This is a genomic window from Tumidithrix helvetica PCC 7403 (assembly GCF_965232925.1).
GTDB lineage: Bacteria > Cyanobacteriota > Cyanobacteriia > Pseudanabaenales > Pseudanabaenaceae > Tumidithrix > Tumidithrix helvetica.
Genome location: NZ_CBDDRA010000036.1, coordinates 1 through 16,658, shown reverse-complemented (window position 1 = coordinate 16,658; position 16,658 = coordinate 1). Strand labels below are relative to the sequence as shown.

The following is a 16,658-nucleotide window of genomic DNA, read 5'->3' as shown; positions in this document are numbered from 1 at the left end:
GAAATCGGCTTAGTTAGGCTCCCATCACTTCATAACCACAGTCAACATAAATAATTTGCCCTGTGATCGCACTGGACAGATCGCTTGCTAAAAAAGCCGCAGTATTGCCGACTTCTTCTTGAGTGACCAAGCGCTTTAGTGGAGCTGTTTCTTCAAAGTGGTGCAACATTTTATGAAAGTCTCCGATCGCTGCGGATGCCAATGTCCGAATTGGCCCAGCCGAAATACCATTGACCCGAATATTGGATACACCTAGATCAGCCGCAAGATAGCGCACATTCATTTCTAGTGCTGCCTTTGCCGCGCCCATAACATTATAGTTAGGAACTACCTTTACCCCACCCAAGTACGTTAGCGTAATTACGCTGCCCCCCTCTTTCATCAAGGGCTTAGCACCACGACAAAGTTGAATCAAAGAATAGGCACTAACATCAAGGGCTAGCTTAAACCCATCTCTAGAGATATCGGTATAGTTTCCAGAGAGCTCATCTTTGTTTGCAAAAGCCAAGCAGTGGACTAAAATATCCAGCTTTTCCCACTTTTGCGCGATGGCACCAAACAAGCCGTCAACCTGTGCGTCATCTTGAACATTACAGGGTAGCAAGAACGAAGGTGAAAAGGGTGCGACCAGTTCACCAACCTTGCCCTTGTTACGATCGCGATCGTCGGGTAAATAGGTAACCCCAAGCTTTGCCCCTGCCTCATGCAGTTTTTGTGCAATGCCCCAAGCGATCGAACGATTATTGGCAATACCAGTTACAAGTGCTGTTTTGCCGCTCAAATCTAACATATTCGTCATTTACAGATTTTCTAGATACTACCTACTAAATATTAATAGATAGCTACTGATGCCAACGCTCTTTGTAGCAGAGTTAATGCAATAAAAGCGAGCATAGGTGAAAAGTCCATACCACCTAGTGGCGGAATAATTGAACGAAAAATATTTAGGTAAGGATCGGTGATTTGGCTGAGCGCCGCGAAAGGCTGAGTCTCCCATCTTACATTTGGGAACCAAGTCAAGAGCACGCGAATAAACAATAGTGCTAAGTAGATAGAAATAAACGAAAGAGCCGTACTGATGATCATTTCCATAGGAGGTTCTAGAAAATTGTTTACTCAATATGATGGGAACATTCTAACCCTGTCTCGAAATTTTAGACATGGAAATCTCAAACACAAATAAATTTGGTGAGGGTTTAGGCTAGAAATTTACGGTTTGCCCTTAGTTCAAGCATCATTTATTTCAGAACTGGAGCGCACGAGAGACTGTTTACGCCCATTTCCTTCAGCATCTGCAAGCTCTTGGCTTACCGCATCGATCGCTTCATTAAGCTGAGCGATTTTTTGCTCTAGACTACGCCTCGCTACATCATGTTTGGCGGCATCATTCGATGGCTGTAGGTTTAAATCAGTTTCACTAGACGGAAGACTTTCTGGATCGGGTTCAGGCTCATTCAGTTTAGAGGCAATTACCAAACCTAGTACACCTCCTACAAGAGTCCCCAATAGAAACCCACCAAAAAAATTTCCTGACTTATCTGCCATAAAGTTGCCTTGAGAGTCTAGACATAGACGTGAAAAGAACCGAGACGCTATAACGTAAGTTAACCTAAATTCGGTTTAAAGGAATATTCTAAATCTGCCTAACGCAAAAATATAGGTTGTAGCCTTAAGCCAAAACCGTTGAATCAGGGTTTCAGCCTATCCCGAACTGAAGTTAGTTATGCTTGATTTCGAGGCAATCATAACATCTTCGATCGCATCTTAGTACGCCCTTTCATAGCGATCTCAACGATCGACGCTATTTGTAATCAAAGCTCATTTCAGCTCCATTTGATGGGTAGTTGAGTTCCTAGTTAGCTTACAAAGCAACTCATCCACCACTTCTGCTTTTAGTTCACTAGATTTAAAACCCTCTAAAAGTAGGGCATTACGCTCTTTAATTGCAGTTTCATCTTTGGGATTAGTTTCGAGCCATTTCGTATAAGCATCTAAGGCATCATACCAATAAAGTTCTTTAGCTAAAATACGAGCTTTTTCCAAGCCCGAAGAGGCTTCACTTACCGCCTTGACAACTGAAGGATTTACTTCAAGTAAAACGGGAGCATTTAAATTCAGAACGTTTTCCCCCACAGTCCAGCGCAAATGTAGGCGTTGAACTTTCCCTGCCACTAAACTTGGCGCAGAGTCAGGTAGCTTGAATTTATACAAACCAAGTTCTTGAGCAGTTCCTTTTACATCAAAAAGAGCTTTTGAATCCGCAAGTGGGGTTTCTCTTAAAAAGAACCTTGTCTGAAAAGGTTGCTTTGTTTGACTCTCGGTAGGGGAAACGTACCAGTAGAGGGTAGGACGAGCAGATAGGGTGCGAGCGCCATCTGGAGGGACTAGTAAAAGCACAGGTGGTAAAGTTCCACGTGTTGCCCCAGCTGTTGTAGAACTACTACTCATACCCAATCCAAAGGACTGACCCCTTTGTGCTTCTACGGTTGAGGTGAGTACTACGGTTCCCACTAAAGTGGCAAGGCAGAGAGTTCCCAAGATCAAAGCTGGTCTTAGTGATTTGATTGGTTGCTTAAAAGTAAACATAACAATTAACCTATAAGTTACTGTTGATTTTTTCTGATTTTTCTGATTGTGTTGATGATATTTACTCTGTCGGAATAAAACCCCAGCAAGTTCCCGCACCCTAGCTTAAATATTTGGCAAATTGCCAAAATTTTGCTTGTTGTTGACAGGAAAACTAACTTTTGGTTAGCTTATCCGCGATTGCTTCGACCATTTTCTGCGTACCGACAGAGGTAGCACCCGCAGGAGCGAGATCGCCGATGACATGAGTTCCTTCGCCAATGACATTCCCAACCGCTTTTTGCAAGCGATCGGCAGCATCTGGCTCGCCAAAGTAACGCAACATCATCACACCCGACAAAAATAAAGCCGTGGAGTTGACTTTATTTTGCCCAGCATATCCCTGAATGAATAAATGTTGTCACAAATTTAATACCGAGAAAATGCTCAGAATCACTTGCTTGGTGTCAATCTGAGCAATAGTAAATCCGATCTAGATCACAACGTAGGCAATCTCAGCTTTCTCAACCATAAATTTTAAACTATAGAAATCTACTACTGCGTCTTTTATGAACCTTTCTACAGTTGCAAATCTGTTTAGTAAATTTCAAAGATACATCTCTCGCAAGGGCGAAGCATTTGCATGGATATGCCTTGTATGATGACGTATCCTTTAAGCCCTTACACCTAAAAATAATGATGGAGGTTGTGTGAGCGAACTTTTTTTCATATAGGGATAAATTTGACTGAGTGAAACGGAAATAAGAATTTTGGGAATAATTTAAGATAACCCCCAAGCTTCTGTATTTTTAAGAAACAATTCAATCCAGTCTTAAGTCCTATAGTTCACAAACTTTTAACTAGAAAACTACTTAACTTTTTATTTTGGAAAATCTAAATCCAAATCTAAGAATGCAACGTAGAAGGTAAAGAGAATGATTCAAATTTTACGCAACCTAAACTTAGTGACTTTTGTTTAGTTTTTACAGTTTGTTTTTAATCATCCAAGAAGAATATCTCAGAATGAGTCTAAATACTTACCTAAAATCACAAAAAGGTAGTACGATCCGCCCTTTGACTTTTCTTGTTTGTCTGTAATAATATTTAATCCAGAAGAATAAATTAAATAAGGCTGATCTAGCATTCTAAGCGATTAGCTTGAGACAATTGGCAAATAAGCGACTCAAGTTTACAAAAGTTTAAGATCGGATTGCTGAAATCGATCGTAAACCCTAGAACTTTAGTCATAGAGTCAATTACGCCTCATTTTTCTGGATTTGGAAAAAAGGAGTTCAGTGGAAATAAACCATATGCCGAAGCAAAGACTGACCCAATCCACACCAAAGACAGCAGATAGGCAATCTAGTAAGCAGTTAGGTCTATCTGCTGACATGGTACGCACATACTTGCACGAGATCGGCAAGATCCCGTTGCTCACAGATGAGGAGGAGATCATCTATGGGAAGCAAGTGCAGCAAATGATGGAAGTTGTAACCACGCAAGAGACCATGTCTCAAAAGAGCGATCGCCTCCCAACTGAAACAGAATGGGCTGATGCCGTTGGCATGTCAACGGATGCCTTGACAGAGCTGATGAAACAAGGCACTAGAGCCAAGCGCAAGATGATCGAAGCGAATCTGCGGCTTGTGGTTTCTGTTGCCAAAAAATACCAAAAGCGGAATCTCGAACTTTTGGACTTAGTGCAAGAGGGAACCCTAGGACTAGAAAGGGCTGTAGATAAGTTCGATCCGACCAAAGGATTTAAGTTCTCTACCTATGCCTACTGGTGGATTCGTCAAGCAATTACCAGAGCGATCGCGCAGCAAGCCAGAACCATTCGCTTGCCCGTTCATATCACCGAAAAGCTGAACAAAATCAAAAAAGCACAACGTCAACTTTCGCAAGAATTAGGACGTGTCGCCACTGCTGCTGAAGTCGCGCAAATATTGGAAATCAAACCCGAACAGGTACGTGAATGTTTATCGCTTTCGCGACAACCTGTTTCTCTCGATCTGAGAATTGGGGACAACCAAGACACCGAGCTAGCCGATTTGTTAGAGGATCAAACCCATTCACCCGAGCGCTATGCCGTGAATGAGTCCTTGCGGGATGGCATTGCTGATATGTTGAAAGAGTTGCCTGACAAGCAAAGACAGGTGATGATCATGCGCTATGGTCTGGAAGATGGACAGGAAATGTCCCTCGCTAGCATCAGCAAACACATGGATCTAAGCCGCGAGCAAGTAAGGCAATTAGAGCGTCAAGCCATGGACAGCCTGCGCAAGCGTAAAGCCAGAATGCAGGAATATATTGCTAGCTAAAGTCTGTAGGGATAAGAAATTATGAACTGGTTTTATATAGCCATTGGTCTTAATGCTCTGTCCCTATCAGCATCTTTAATTGCTATTCCAGTCCTGTTCGCATCCATCTTTGCTGCCAGTCAGCCTTAAAGCTACCCAATATCCTTTGGTGTGGCTAATAAATTTTCCTTAATTTTTTAGGATTTTAAATTCTAACTAAGGGTTGGGAACAGACACAAAATCAAAGCCTGTGCCAGAGCGATTGCCCTGAGCGATCTTGACCAGTAAGGGCGCACCTAAGCGATCGCCTGAAGGTTGAAATTGTATTTTGCCAGTGGCTCCGTCCACAGAGAAGCTAGAACTCGCTAAGATTTTTTGCAGCCCCTCACGCGTGCCAGCTTGCCTCAGCCCACCCACAACTGCCTGGATGGCATCGTAGGCAGTAGCGCTTCGCCAGTTTACATCCCCACCTCAGAGTTTTATGGCATTTGCAGGAAAATTGCTGCCTGTATTTGCCGTGGGATGCCAAGGTACGGTGACTACCCTACCACTCACATATCGATCTTCGTTGGCGAACCCGTATTCGGATCGGAACTTTGATTGGTTGTGTTTGGGAGCAAACTTGGATTGCTGGAATTTTTTAAAAACAACCAGTACCCGCCACCTGCAATTCCTGCTGCGATCGGTAAGGTGACCAAGAGCGTAACTGTTTCTTTTCCGCCTTTAGACATAAATCCTAGGTAAGCACATTTAATACGGCTTTAGGAGATAGCTTATCCTTAAACCAAATCACTTGAGCGGTGGTTTCACTTACCTTTACACCTGCTTTTTCTAGATTGAGTCGTTCTGAGATTGCCAAAATCAGATTATTACTCCCCACTTGGCGCACCTGTGAGAACTTTTTGCGCAGATATTCAGGTCGCCAATAGCCCACGATTTCCAGCAAAAACACCCTTCCATCGGGATGCACCAACCGAAAGTCTGGAATCATCACGCTCCCTGGAATTGGCAGCAAATCGACTTCTCGCTCCAATCGCCATTCTGTTTTTAGGTCAGCCCAGCGCTCGGCAAAAGCTGCCTCTAGCATGCTGTCATAGGGCTTTCCCGCAGGATAATGGCTCACCAGCCCACAGCCTGACTCTAACGTATATCTACCCGTGCGTTGTTGTTTGCTGTAGGGGTCGCGATCGACCAATGTGGCAGAGAGACTCCATTTGGTGACGTGAAGTAGGGCGGGTAGTAGTTTTGCGATCGCTAAGCCATATCTCGTACTGGCACTAAACAAGCTAGTTGGCCCGTCAATCGTAATTGTGAAGCCGCGATCGGCATCTCCCTCAATGTAAGCCATCAGTTGAAAGAGCTTGAGATATCGAAAGAGCAGCTTATATTCTCCAGGGTCATTGCGATGGACGTTGAGCGTGATATTACTGGCACGATAAAATACTCCTTGGACTTGCGATAGGTTATAGCGGTGTAGAAGCGCCTCAGTTGTGGGGGCATCGAACTCAGTGAGAATGCGATTTTCGGCTAAGTCAGCGTACAGACCTGTGCGAATTTGTCTAGATGAGACTTCGCGATTGAGTTCGTGGGTAAGCGCTTCTGCTAACTTGTCTAAGGTTTGTTGGGTAGCACGGCGACTCGGCGTGGTTTGCGCCGAAAGACCAAATACCCTTCGCCGCAGTTCTAGAGGTTCAAGGGGACTTATCATCTCAAATGTACTAAAAGCCGTTTTGAGCAGGTGAGACAGACCGCGCTTAACCCGATAGTCGGGACTGTCGCCTTCAAGTTCTAATAATTGCCGATCTAGATCGCCTTGGGTACTCCCCTGAGCTTGCTGAAAAATTGCGATCAGGTCTGAAGCGATCGCGCTGTTTTTGCTATCCAACTTTAGTTGCTTGGGCGTGACTGCTTCGCCGTTATAGCGATGAATGAGAAGGTCACTGGGTAACATATCTTTTCAGCAGTGTTTTGTTGGCAGTAGTAGTATTACTGATGAGGGCAAAGGAATTAGGTAGACTGTGAAAACTAGAAATTTTTGTTTTGGCTTGGGTATTGCGATCGCAACAATTTTCGGATTTGGATCTTGGCAAGATGCTAATGCAGAGACTCGTGTAAAAGAACTAAGTGTGTTTCCTGCTAACAACTCTAAATCTACCAATCCATATCCTGTTTGCCCCAAAAAAGTTACGGTTACTGAAACACCACGCCCCTATTTTGAAGGGGGTTACATTATTGATGGCATTGCTAAACTAAGCGAGATCGCGGATAAATTTTCAGTGTTTGCCGTGGATGACTTTAGTGTAACTTGGGCAGCTAAGCTCAAACCCAAATATCGAGACTGCCACGCTACAGGGCGAGTTACGAAAGTCGATGGCAAAAATTCGGAATACCACTCTTATATAAGGCTGCGATTTACCCAAGGAAAGGTTTTCCTCATCTTAGATATGACGGGTATGTTCGATCCAAACGAGAGCACTACTACAATTATGAAGCATGGCGTTAAGGACGGAAACCCCACTTGGACTTGGGCAGGTACTGATTAGTATGGCGAATGCAGAAGCAACTTTTGAGAACTACGTACTTGGGGCAGCAACTTTTGATTTAAGTGGGTTGCCAAAAGAGTACTTTTCCTTGGTGGGTGGGAGTAAAAGTATTATTTGGGTACAGCCAATTTTTCAAGCGATCGGACTCAAGTCTCTTTTAGCGACTTCTCTATCTTTAGATACGTTTAATCATGTAGTGATTAGAGGCAAGGACTATACAGCTCTGGTGGTGAGGCAAAACAGTTGCTATCTGGCGATTTTACTTGAGCCCACCAACGACGCGATCGATGAAAAACTGATCGACTGGGCACGTCACCTTGATACCAGTCATTTAAAGAGAAATCCTCGTTTTCAGGTGATTTAATCGAGTCAGTAACTACAAGCCAAAATGCTTAAAACCTTGGTAAGCAGAGCGATTGAGTCGCGATCGCTACTTCACGATCGCAATCCTAATTGCGTTGAATTAATTTGTAGCGCAGGTATCTTGCCTGCAAGGGCTAGAAGCCTGTACTACGTTCACAAACAATTAAGGATCGTTATAGTCTTACAGCGATCGCTGGGATTGCTCTTGGGACAGCAACGACGATCGCTAAACGAATGCATGATTTTAAAGAATTCAATCTAAGGTGCGATCGCTTAAATGCCCAACCTTTGATAGATCTGGTCGAGATTTTTGAGATGCTTTTGCGGATCGAAACAAGCATTTAGCTCTTCAGTCGATAAAAGAGACTTCACCTTCTCATCTTCGCTAATCAGCTTGCGAAAATCACCATCAGACTTATTCCATGCTTGATGCGCGCACTTTTGCACGATCGCATAACTATCTTCACGACTCAGTCCCTTACCAATTAAGGTTAGCAACACCTGTTGGCTAAACACAACGCCACCATAGCAATTGAGATTGCGCTCCATGTTATGGGAATGCACCAAGAGATGTTGAATCAGATCTGTGGTTTCTACCAACATATAGTGAATCAAAATGCAGGAATCAGGCAAAATGACCCTTTCTGCCGCACTATGAGAGATATCTCGTTCGTGCCAGAGTGCGACATTCTCTAGGGCAGTCATGGCATTCCCACGAATCACCCTCGCCATACCCGTAAGACGCTCCGATCTCACGGGGTTACGTTTGTGAGGCATCGCGGATGAGCCTTTTTGTCCTGGGGCAAAAAATTCCTCAACTTCTAAGACATCAGTACGTTGCAAGTTGCGAATTTCTACGGCAAAGCGTTCGATCGAGGCTGCCAACAAGGCAAGCACCTGTACAAACTCAGCGTGGCGATCGCGAGAAATTACCTGGGTCGAAGCACAGTCAGGCTTTAGCCCTAGCCTCTGGCAAGTAAGTGCCTCAATACGCGGATCGACATTAGCATAGGTTCCCACCGCACCTGAAATTTTGCCGATCGCAATATTTTTGGTCAGGCTCAAGAGGCGATCGCGATGACGCAGTACCTCAGCTAGCCAACCTGCTAACTTAAACCCAAACGTAATTGGTTCGGCATGAATGCCATGGGTTCGTCCCGCCATAATCGTATAGCGATGCTGCTGGGCTTGATAGCGAATTGCCTGAGATAACGCTTCGACCTGTGACTGAATGACGGCAAGGCTATTCACCAACTGAACCGACAGAGCTGTATCTAAAACATCCGAGCTAGTCAGCCCCAAATGAATGTAACGTCCTGCTTCACCCACATGTTCGTTCACATTGGTCAAGAAGGCAATCATGTCATGGCGCACTTGGATTTCGAGTTCGTTGATCCGCTCTGGTTCAAACTGAGCTTTGGCTTTAATCTGCTCGACTGCCTCGGCAGGAATATACCCTAACTCTGCCTGTGCTTCGCATACAGCAATTTCAACGTCCAGCCAGGTTTGGAACTTATGCTGCTCAGTCCAAAGACGACCCATTTCTGGCAATGTATATCGCTCTATCAAGATTTAGTTCTAAAAATAAGTACAACGTCTTAGTCTATCAAATCAAATTGGTTGATTTTGTGACGATGCGACCTTTTCTGTGGGCAAAGGGATCTTATTTTTGAAATGAGATCGGGCTAACCTGCATTATTCATGAGAATCGGCAAAAATCCTCTAAAGCTTTACTGAAAGATGAATCTAGCAATTTGCCCAAAATACAGACTGTTTTTCGGGATGACGACACCATCAGGATTTCATGGATTGGTGAATAATTCAGGCTAAAGGGTTAAATCTTCAAATTTTTGCCGATCGCCATTAAGAAATACAATTATCCCAAAATTCTAAAATTTAGGCGAAATCGCCTTGCTACTCCTCGTCCCAGTCTGGGTACTGTTGTGGTGCTCGACCTTGCGATTCCAAAATCTTTGGTTCCTTGACCTTATACCAATTTCTCTTAAATTTGCGACAGATCGATCTTTGAGTTCCGCGCAGAGCGCGGTCTTTTCAAAAAGATGCAACGCATCTTTTTGAAAATGGTACTAGCATTGGGAGGATCTATCTGTTCTAGCAAAACTTAAAATTTCCAGTTGTCGCCAAAATCGAAATGGCAGTATTTGTCCCTCCATCAGATACATCATTAATCCTTTTATTCCTGAGCCGTACTGCACTACGTTACTTACATTGACTGGAAACTTACCTCGATTTAACAATCCGCAGTGCGCACAATTTTTTACTTCGGCTTGATGCTCTTTTACTTCTAGTCTCAAAGGTGGTAAATCATGTACTTGCCGAAGATCCCATTAAAATCAGTTTATGGCTCACCTGTCCTGAGCGATCGACATCGTAGACAATCGGAACTGCCGTCGCCAGTTCCAGATTAATCACTTCCTCATTACTCAACCCATCGAGTTCCTTGATAATCGATCGCAAAGAATTCCCATGTGCCGCTACCAACACATTGTCGCCTTGTTTTAAATGGGTGAGAATGCGATCGCGGAAGTAAGGAACTGAACGCTTTAGGGTATCTTCTAGACTCTCACCATTGGGAGGACGCACGTCATAGGAACGCCGCCATTTTGTCACTTGGGCTTGCCCAAATTTCTCCACCGTTTCCGCCTTATTCAAACCTTGGAGATTGCCGTAGTAGCGCTCATCCAGCGCCGCACTGGGGTAGATCGGTAGCTCTTGCGTGTGGTCGCCTTCATAGCGATCCCACCCGTGCCACTGCGGATCGTCGGCATCATGATGGAGAATTGGCGTTTTGCCACCGTTCACCGAGTCGTATTCAGTCAGACAGATTATCGCCGTTTCAATCGAACGAATCAGCAGGCTGGTGAAACAGACATTCACCAAGTAGTTTTGCAGTTTACCAGCCGCTGCGATCGCTTCTGCTCGTCCCTGTTTGCTTAATGGAACATCTACCCAGCCCGTAAACTTATTGGCTGCGTTCCAAATGCTTTGACCGTGACGAATCAGAATTAACTTGCTCACAAAATCCCTTCTGCCTTTGCCATAGACAACATCAAGTCAACCACTCGGTTCGAGTAGCCCCATTCATTATCATACCAAGACACCACCTTAAAGAAGTTGGCATTCAACTCGATGCCAGCACCCGCATCAAAGATACTGGAACGGGGGTCGCCCTTGAAATCCATCGAGACAACTTCATCTTCTGTGTAGCCTAGAATTCCTGCGAGTTCTCCTTCGGAAGCCGCTTTCATTGCCGCACAGATTTCCTTATAGCTGGTCGCTTTCTCAGTTTTGAAGGTCAGATCGACCACCGAGACATCAGGTGTAGGTACGCGAAATGCCATGCCTGTGAGTTTCCCTTTTAGTTCGGGCAATACCAACGCCACAGCTTTTGCCGCACCCGTGGAAGAAGGAATGATATTTTGCGCCGCACCTCTACCACCTCGCCAATCTTTTTTGCTGGGCCCATCCACCGTGGGCTGTGTAGCCGTCATGGCGTGAACGGTGGTCATCAGACCTTCGGTAATCCCAAAATTGTCATTCAAAACCTTAGCAACGGGGGCGAGGCAGTTGGTGGTGCAACTGGCATTCGAGACCACAACATCAGTGGCAGGATTGAACTTGAGATGATTCACACCAACCAGTAAGGTGGGAACTCTGGTGGGATCTTTGGTGGGAGCAGAAATCACTACGCGCTTTGCGCCTGCTTTGATATGGTTCTCCGCCCCTTCAAAGTCTGTAAACAAGCCCGTTGATTCCACTACATAGTCGGCTCCATCTTTACCCCAAGGTAGCTCGGCGGGGTTGCGAATTGCCGTACAGGGAATCAAGCGATCGTTAATCATGATACCTTCTTCTGTGGCTTCCACTTTCCCATCGAATACACCATGGGTAGAGTCGTATTTAAACAGATAGGCGAGGTTTCCTGGAGGCACGAGGTCATTAATCCCGACAAATTCAATTTGAGGATTGTTAATGGCTGCCCGTAGAACGAGTCTGCCAATGCGCCCAAAGCCATTCACACCAACTTTCAATTTCGTCATATCGAGTTCTCCTACGGATAAACTAACTTGGTCATGAATTTAGAATGAATCGTTCTGAAATCGACTTGAGTAAAACTAGAAATGTTTTAAGAAAGTTGCGATCGAATTTCTTAGACAGCGGTTTTTGCTACCCTGACTTTGTCCAGTTTGACTTCGTTGGCACAGACACGCCCTTCAGCGAAATCCGTGATATTTGCCAGTGTTGTTTCAGCAATATTTGTCAGTGCATTCTTCGTGAAAAATGCCTGATGACTGGTGACCAGTACATTGGGGAAGGCCAGCAATCGCTGAAATACGTCATCTTGAATTACCACATTTGAGAGGTCTTCAAAAAACAGATCGGCTTCTTGCTCGTAGACATCTAAGCCCAAATTGCCAATTTTGCCTGATTTGAGACCATCGATCGCGGCTTGGGTGTCGATCAGTCCACCTCGACTGGTATTGATCAACATCGTGCCCTGCTTCATCTGGTCAACGGCTTGAGCGCTAATCAGGTGATGAGATTCAGGCGTAAGGGGACAATGCAGCGAAATGATATCGGAGTTCGCAAACAGTTCGGGGAGTTCGACATAGTTCATGCCGAGTTCGAGGCAGGCTTTATTGGGATAGAGATCGTAGCCCAGTAAATTACAGCCGAACCCTTTCATAATCTGTGCCAAAATCGCACCGATTTTGCCCGTGCCGACGATGCCCACTGTAGATCCAAACAGATCGAACCCCTGTAAGCCCTCAATCGAGAAGTTGCCTTCTCGCACGCGGTTGTAGGCACGATGGGTTTTACGATTGAGTGCCAAAATCAAGGCAACGGTATGTTCGGCAACGGCATAGGGCGAGTAGGCTGGAACCCGCACGACAGTCATTCCCAACTCAGCGGCAACGCTCAGATCGACATGGTTATAGCCTGCCGATCGCAGGGCGAGTAATTTTGTTCCCTGACTGGCAAGCGATCGCAGCGTGTTGGCATTTAGATCGTCATTGATAAATACGCATACGGCAGGAAATCCATGCGCCAAAATGGTCGTATTTTCTGTAAGTCTTGTCTCAAAGAACACCAATTCGTGCCCATACAATGCGGCGAATACTCCCAAAAACTGGCGATCGTACTCTTTGGTATTGAATACTGCGACTTTCATAGGAAGAAATTCCAAATTGGATTGAATTGAAGCGATCTGGGGCAACCACGGGGGGATTGCCCCTACTTTAGGGATTTCTAGTTCCCTTAACCCCTTATGGTTGCATGGGCTTGGGTGTATTCCTCTAGGGATACCTTGACAGGCTTGGCATGCCAGATCTCATCACAGTACTCCTTGATCGTGCGATCTGCTGAGAATTTGCCCGATCGCGCTACATTCAAGATCGCCATTTTTGTCCACTTCTTCTGATCGCGATAGGTTTCGCTTACCCGTTCTTGGCAATCCACATAGGCTTGATAGTCTGCGAACAACATATAGTCATCGCGATACATGAGCGAGTCCATCAAGGGCTTAAAGAGTTCCGTATCGCCAGATGAGAAGTAACCCATCGAGATGCGATCGATCACAGCTTTAAGTTCGGGATTGGTTTGATAGAAGTGCTGAGGGTTATAGCCTTTTGCCTTCATGTCATAGACTTCAGGTGTAGTCAAACCAAACAAGAAGAAGTTCTCCGCACCAACTTCCTCGCGGATTTCGATATTGGCTCCATCTAGCGTGCCAATGGTCAAGGCTCCATTCATCGTGAACTTCATGTTACCCGTACCAGAAGCTTCTTTCCCTGCCGTAGAAATTTGCTCGGAAAGATCGGCAGCAGGATAGATTAACTGTCCTAAGGAAGCGCTGAAGTTAGGGAGAAACACCACCTTCAACCGATTGCGCACGTCGGGATCTTTGTTAACGACATTGGCAACGGAGTTGATCAACTTGATCACCAGTTTTGCCATAAAGTAGCCAGGAGCTGCCTTGCCACCAAAAATAAAGGTGCGGGGTACGATGTCGATATTGGGATTATTTTTAATCTTGATATATAGCCCCACAACCTGCAAAATGGCTAAATGCTGACGCTTGTATTCATGAATCCGCTTGACTTGAATATCAAACAGCGAATCTACATTAATCTCAACACCACTGTGATGTTGAATGTACTCAGCCAACTTTGCCTTATTTTCTCGCTTGATCTGATGCCAATCCTTACAAAAAGCAGGATCGTCAGTATAGGCTTCCAGCTTTCTCAGTTCGTCGAGATGCGTCAGCCATGTCTTCCCAATCTTGGCTGTAATCAGTGCTGATAGTTTGGGATTACTGAGCAGTACCCAACGCCGAGGCGTTACGCCATTAGTTTTGTTGATGAACTTCTCAGGCCAAAGCTTGTAAAAGTCCTTGAGTACGTCGTGCTTTAGCAACTCTGTATGCAAGGCTGCTACGCCATTGACGGAATGACTGCCTACACAGGCTAAGTGGGCCATTCGGACTTGCTTTTCTTGTCCTTCCTCAATCAGAGATAGACGAGACAACAGTGCCTCATCCCCTGGATACCAAGTCTTAACATCGTTGAGAAAACGATTGTTGATCTCATAGATGATCTCTAAATGTCTGGGAAGTAGGGAACTAAACAGGCTCACTGTCCAGCGTTCTAGCGCTTCAGGCATCAAAGTGTGGTTGGTATAAGCAAAGGTGCGTTGGGTGATCCGCCATGCCACATCCCAATCCATTTTATGCTCGTCTAAAAGCAATCGCATCATTTCAGCAATGCTAATCGCTGGGTGGGTGTCATTTAGTTGAATCGCTGCAGTTTCATGCAGGTTCTCTAAGTTCTTATACTTGCGTAGATGATTCCGAATGATGTCTTGCAGCGAACAAGAGACAAAGAAAATCTGTTGTTCTAAACGCAGTTGCCGACCTTGAGGGGTGTTGTCATTGGGATAGAGAACCTTAGAGATGGTTTCCGATCGCATCTTGCTCGATACAGCGCCATCGTAGTCCCCAGCATTAAAGGCTTGGAAGTTAAAGTCATCACCAGCTTCTGCTTTCCAGAGACGCAAGGTATTGACGGTATTTGTGTCGTAGCCAGGCACAGGTGTGTCAAAGGGAATACCGATCGCTGTGTGGCTGGGAATCCACCGCACCCGTTCTTGACCCTTATCGTCGTGGTAGACCTCAGTATGACCGCCAAACTTGACTTCGACGGTGGCATCGGGACGTTCGATTTCCCAAGGATTTCCAAATCGCAACCATTTGTCAGGAATTTCTACCTGCCAACCATCTTGAATGGATTGGTTAAAAATACCGAACTCATAGCGAATGCCATAGCCGATCGCAGGAATTTCGAGGGTAGCTAGTGAATCTAAAAAGCAAGCAGCGAGTCTACCTAGACCTCCATTTCCCAGACCAGGATCGGGCTCTTGTTCTAGGAGTTCATCTAAGTTAAGACCAGAGGCTTGGACTGCTTGGCGGACTGTCTCGTAAATTTCTAAATTAATCAAGCTGTTACCAAGATGCCGCCCCATGAGAAATTCGGCAGACAGATAGTATACAGTCTTGACATCTGATTCTAGATAGGTTTTGACTGTTTTGAGCCATCGCTGTAATAGGCGATCGCGTAGGGTATAAGCCAGAGCCATGTAGTAGTCGTTGGGCGTGGCAATGGCGTTATATTTCCCCTGAATGTAGAAAAGGTTATCCGCAAAAGCTCGCTTTAGTGTCTCAACACTTAAGCCTGTACGGTCGTCTTCAATTTTGATATTGCTCTGTACCGAAGTTTCCATAGTTTGATGTGCAGTTTAATTTGCGGTTTGATTGACTTTGGGGTTCCCAGTGTGGGAATTGCGAATATCGCTATTGTTGATTTGACTTGCCACTTTAACTAACGCATGACTCCTTTTTTATGATTGGTTTAACTTTTTTGGTTTAACTTGCTGGAGAAGTTGACGTGTTGTATGGATAGCCTTGACCTAAATCGAGCTATTTGTTAGTGAGTTTAGCAAATTGAGCTTGGTGTGCAAGTTGTTGACTCTAGCTTAACAATAGGCATTTATGCCCTTTGGCATCATATAGCATGCCGATTGGCTGATTCTGGTAAGGTTGAACACATTACCGAAGCGTCCCAAATCGCGATCCCGATTTGCTCGATCGGAGTTCTCGTAGGTTCAGTAGGGTTCGACCATGCCGCATAAATCTGTTGCCTGACTGCGTATAGCCCTGAAGACCTTACCGCAGAATTGGCACAACTGAATTTTAGGATTGCGATCGCTGGAATGCCTAAAGGGTTTCAGAATGTTTAAAGGTTTTGTGCATCTTTCTGAATTTAATCTAATGTTAATTGCACCTAAAATTCGTTGCCGAAAACTTAAGCCATTTTTTATAGATCTTCGGACTCATCTTCAAGATCCTCATCGGCAGGGAATGGCTCTCCTAGAAATCGCTCTAACATCCGCCTTGTCTCAATTCGTAAGCCGCGTATCTCTGCTTGCTGACGTTGATATTTGCGCTCAAACCGCTCCGATCTGTCTTGGCTTCTGATGGTGGCATCAGCAAGTTGATTAAATTTTGCATCCAACTGGTTGTTTGTCGCTTCGATCGATCTTGCGTTTGATTCGACGATTGCTTCGGTACGAGTTAGCGATCGCGCAGTTTTATCAACAATTGTTCTAGTCTCTGCAAGACCTCTAGTGGTTTCATCAACAATTGTTCTAGTCTCTGCAAGACCTCTTGTAGTTTCATGAATAATTGCCCTAGTGCAGCGTCACATCTAAAAATTAGGGTTGGCAAATAGGCTCAAATCGGCGAAATTGTATAGAGCACGAAGAAGCTTTATGCAAAAGAAATATATTGTCCGATTGACCGAGGATGAAC

Annotated in this window: 18 protein-coding genes; 4 read left to right on the top strand and 14 right to left on the bottom strand. The window is 45.0% G+C overall.

Annotated elements, in window-relative coordinates; genetic code table 11:
• Positions 1 to 13 precede the first annotated feature (13 nt).
• The 5 genes from fabI to ACP2WE_RS23085 all read right to left on the bottom strand — a co-directional run bounded on the left by fabI (position 14) and on the right by ACP2WE_RS23085 (position 2,974).
• Entirely contained in the window at positions 14 to 790 is a 777-nt protein-coding gene (gene fabI, locus ACP2WE_RS23105) for an enoyl-ACP reductase FabI (RefSeq protein ID WP_425217910.1), read from the bottom strand.
• A 41-nt stretch (positions 791 to 831) separates the two neighbouring features.
• The gene (locus ACP2WE_RS23100) at positions 832 to 1,092 is read right to left on the bottom strand and encodes a YggT family protein (protein ID WP_425217880.1); all 261 of its coding nucleotides are present in this window, start codon (positions 1,090 to 1,092) and stop codon (positions 832 to 834) included.
• Between the two features lie 135 nt (positions 1,093 to 1,227).
• Positions 1,228 to 1,545 (bottom strand): ssl2009 family thylakoid membrane protein, encoded by a 318-nt coding sequence (locus ACP2WE_RS23095; RefSeq protein ID WP_425217879.1) that lies wholly within the window; start codon positions 1,543 to 1,545, stop codon positions 1,228 to 1,230.
• Positions 1,546 to 1,818: 273 nt separating this feature from the next.
• Positions 1,819 to 2,586, bottom strand: coding sequence for a DUF928 domain-containing protein (locus ACP2WE_RS23090; protein ID WP_425217878.1), 768 nt, complete (start codon positions 2,584 to 2,586; stop codon positions 1,819 to 1,821).
• Between the two features lie 154 nt (positions 2,587 to 2,740).
• Complete coding sequence (locus tag ACP2WE_RS23085) at positions 2,741 to 2,974, bottom strand: isocitrate/isopropylmalate family dehydrogenase (protein WP_425217909.1); 234 nt, start codon at positions 2,972 to 2,974, stop codon at positions 2,741 to 2,743.
• Between the two features lie 901 nt (positions 2,975 to 3,875).
• Between ACP2WE_RS23085 and ACP2WE_RS23080 the strand changes: the two genes are divergently transcribed.
• Positions 3,876 to 4,886, top strand: coding sequence for an RNA polymerase sigma factor, RpoD/SigA family (locus tag ACP2WE_RS23080; protein WP_425217877.1), 1,011 nt, complete (start codon positions 3,876 to 3,878; stop codon positions 4,884 to 4,886).
• Positions 4,887 to 5,081: 195 nt separating this feature from the next.
• Here ACP2WE_RS23080 and ACP2WE_RS23075 read toward each other — a convergent pair whose 3' ends face one another.
• The 3 genes from ACP2WE_RS23075 to ACP2WE_RS23065 all read right to left on the bottom strand — a co-directional run bounded on the left by ACP2WE_RS23075 (position 5,082) and on the right by ACP2WE_RS23065 (position 6,816).
• Positions 5,082 to 5,282: a hypothetical protein gene (locus ACP2WE_RS23075; RefSeq protein WP_425217876.1), complete on the bottom strand. Its 201-nt coding sequence runs from the start codon at positions 5,280 to 5,282 to the stop codon at positions 5,082 to 5,084.
• A 134-nt stretch (positions 5,283 to 5,416) separates the two neighbouring features.
• The gene (locus tag ACP2WE_RS23070) at positions 5,417 to 5,596 is read right to left on the bottom strand and encodes a hypothetical protein (protein ID WP_425217875.1); all 180 of its coding nucleotides are present in this window, start codon (positions 5,594 to 5,596) and stop codon (positions 5,417 to 5,419) included.
• A 5-nt stretch (positions 5,597 to 5,601) separates the two neighbouring features.
• On the bottom strand, positions 5,602 to 6,816 hold the full coding sequence (locus tag ACP2WE_RS23065; RefSeq protein WP_425217874.1) for a DUF790 family protein: 1,215 nt from the start codon (positions 6,814 to 6,816) through the stop codon (positions 5,602 to 5,604).
• Positions 6,817 to 6,883: 67 nt separating this feature from the next.
• Between ACP2WE_RS23065 and ACP2WE_RS23060 the strand changes: the two genes are divergently transcribed.
• Genes ACP2WE_RS23060 through ACP2WE_RS23050 form a run of 3 tightly spaced genes read left to right on the top strand, consistent with a single transcriptional unit; the run spans position 6,884 to position 8,033 of the window.
• A complete protein-coding gene (locus ACP2WE_RS23060) occupies positions 6,884 to 7,408 on the top strand; it encodes a hypothetical protein (protein WP_425217873.1) in 525 nt (174 codons plus the stop codon).
• Positions 7,359 to 7,772 (top strand): hypothetical protein, encoded by a 414-nt coding sequence (locus ACP2WE_RS23055; protein ID WP_425217872.1) that lies wholly within the window; start codon positions 7,359 to 7,361, stop codon positions 7,770 to 7,772. The genes ACP2WE_RS23060 and ACP2WE_RS23055 overlap by 50 nt, the downstream gene beginning before the upstream one ends.
• Positions 7,773 to 7,796: 24 nt before the next feature.
• Positions 7,797 to 8,033: a hypothetical protein gene (locus ACP2WE_RS23050; RefSeq protein WP_425217871.1), complete on the top strand. Its 237-nt coding sequence runs from the start codon at positions 7,797 to 7,799 to the stop codon at positions 8,031 to 8,033.
• An 11-nt stretch (positions 8,034 to 8,044) separates the two neighbouring features.
• Here ACP2WE_RS23050 and purB read toward each other — a convergent pair whose 3' ends face one another.
• From purB to ACP2WE_RS23015, 6 genes are all read right to left on the bottom strand, one after another.
• Positions 8,045 to 9,340 carry an adenylosuccinate lyase gene (gene purB / locus ACP2WE_RS23045; RefSeq protein ID WP_425217870.1) on the bottom strand — a complete coding sequence of 432 codons (1,296 nt, stop codon included), beginning with the start codon at positions 9,338 to 9,340 and terminating at the stop codon, positions 8,045 to 8,047.
• A gap of 756 nt (positions 9,341 to 10,096) precedes the next feature.
• The gene (locus ACP2WE_RS23035; protein ID WP_425217868.1) at positions 10,097 to 10,810 is read right to left on the bottom strand and encodes a 2,3-bisphosphoglycerate-dependent phosphoglycerate mutase; all 714 of its coding nucleotides are present in this window, start codon (positions 10,808 to 10,810) and stop codon (positions 10,097 to 10,099) included.
• On the bottom strand, positions 10,807 to 11,832 hold the full coding sequence (gene gap / locus ACP2WE_RS23030; RefSeq protein ID WP_425217867.1) for a type I glyceraldehyde-3-phosphate dehydrogenase: 1,026 nt from the start codon (positions 11,830 to 11,832) through the stop codon (positions 10,807 to 10,809). Before gap ends, ACP2WE_RS23035 begins: the two co-directional genes overlap by 4 nt.
• 110 nt (positions 11,833 to 11,942) lie before the next feature.
• Positions 11,943 to 12,965 (bottom strand): 2-hydroxyacid dehydrogenase, encoded by a 1,023-nt coding sequence (locus ACP2WE_RS23025; RefSeq protein ID WP_425217866.1) that lies wholly within the window; start codon positions 12,963 to 12,965, stop codon positions 11,943 to 11,945.
• A gap of 86 nt (positions 12,966 to 13,051) precedes the next feature.
• Positions 13,052 to 15,571, bottom strand: a complete 2,520-nt coding sequence (locus ACP2WE_RS23020) for a glycogen/starch/alpha-glucan phosphorylase (protein WP_425217865.1) — start codon at positions 15,569 to 15,571, stop codon at positions 13,052 to 13,054.
• Positions 15,572 to 16,164: 593 nt separating this feature from the next.
• Entirely contained in the window at positions 16,165 to 16,362 is a 198-nt protein-coding gene (locus ACP2WE_RS23015; protein ID WP_425217864.1) for a hypothetical protein, read from the bottom strand.
• Between the last annotated feature and the right edge of the window lie 296 nt (positions 16,363 to 16,658).

Excerpts from the sequence above, each read along its gene's own strand:
- ACP2WE_RS23080 (WP_425217877.1), top strand. The coding sequence starts at position 3,876 with ATGCCGAAGCAAAGACTGACCCAATCCACACCAAAGACAGCAGATAGG.
- ACP2WE_RS23025 (WP_425217866.1), bottom strand. The coding sequence starts at position 12,965 with ATGAAAGTCGCAGTATTCAATACCAAAGAGTACGATCGCCAGTTTTTG.
- ACP2WE_RS23065 (WP_425217874.1), bottom strand. The coding sequence starts at position 6,816 with ATGTTACCCAGTGACCTTCTCATTCATCGCTATAACGGCGAAGCAGTC.
- ACP2WE_RS23100 (WP_425217880.1), bottom strand. The coding sequence starts at position 1,092 with ATGGAAATGATCATCAGTACGGCTCTTTCGTTTATTTCTATCTACTTA.
- ACP2WE_RS23055 (WP_425217872.1), top strand. The coding sequence starts at position 7,359 with ATGGCGTTAAGGACGGAAACCCCACTTGGACTTGGGCAGGTACTGATT.
- ACP2WE_RS23050 (WP_425217871.1), top strand. The coding sequence starts at position 7,797 with ATGCTTAAAACCTTGGTAAGCAGAGCGATTGAGTCGCGATCGCTACTT.
- ACP2WE_RS23070 (WP_425217875.1), bottom strand. The coding sequence starts at position 5,596 with ATGTCTAAAGGCGGAAAAGAAACAGTTACGCTCTTGGTCACCTTACCG.
- fabI (WP_425217910.1), bottom strand. The coding sequence starts at position 790 with ATGTTAGATTTGAGCGGCAAAACAGCACTTGTAACTGGTATTGCCAAT.
- ACP2WE_RS23020 (WP_425217865.1), bottom strand. The coding sequence starts at position 15,571 with ATGGAAACTTCGGTACAGAGCAATATCAAAATTGAAGACGACCGTACA.
- gap (WP_425217867.1), bottom strand. The coding sequence starts at position 11,832 with ATGACGAAATTGAAAGTTGGTGTGAATGGCTTTGGGCGCATTGGCAGA.
- ACP2WE_RS23095 (WP_425217879.1), bottom strand. The coding sequence starts at position 1,545 with ATGGCAGATAAGTCAGGAAATTTTTTTGGTGGGTTTCTATTGGGGACT.
- ACP2WE_RS23090 (WP_425217878.1), bottom strand. The coding sequence starts at position 2,586 with ATGTTTACTTTTAAGCAACCAATCAAATCACTAAGACCAGCTTTGATC.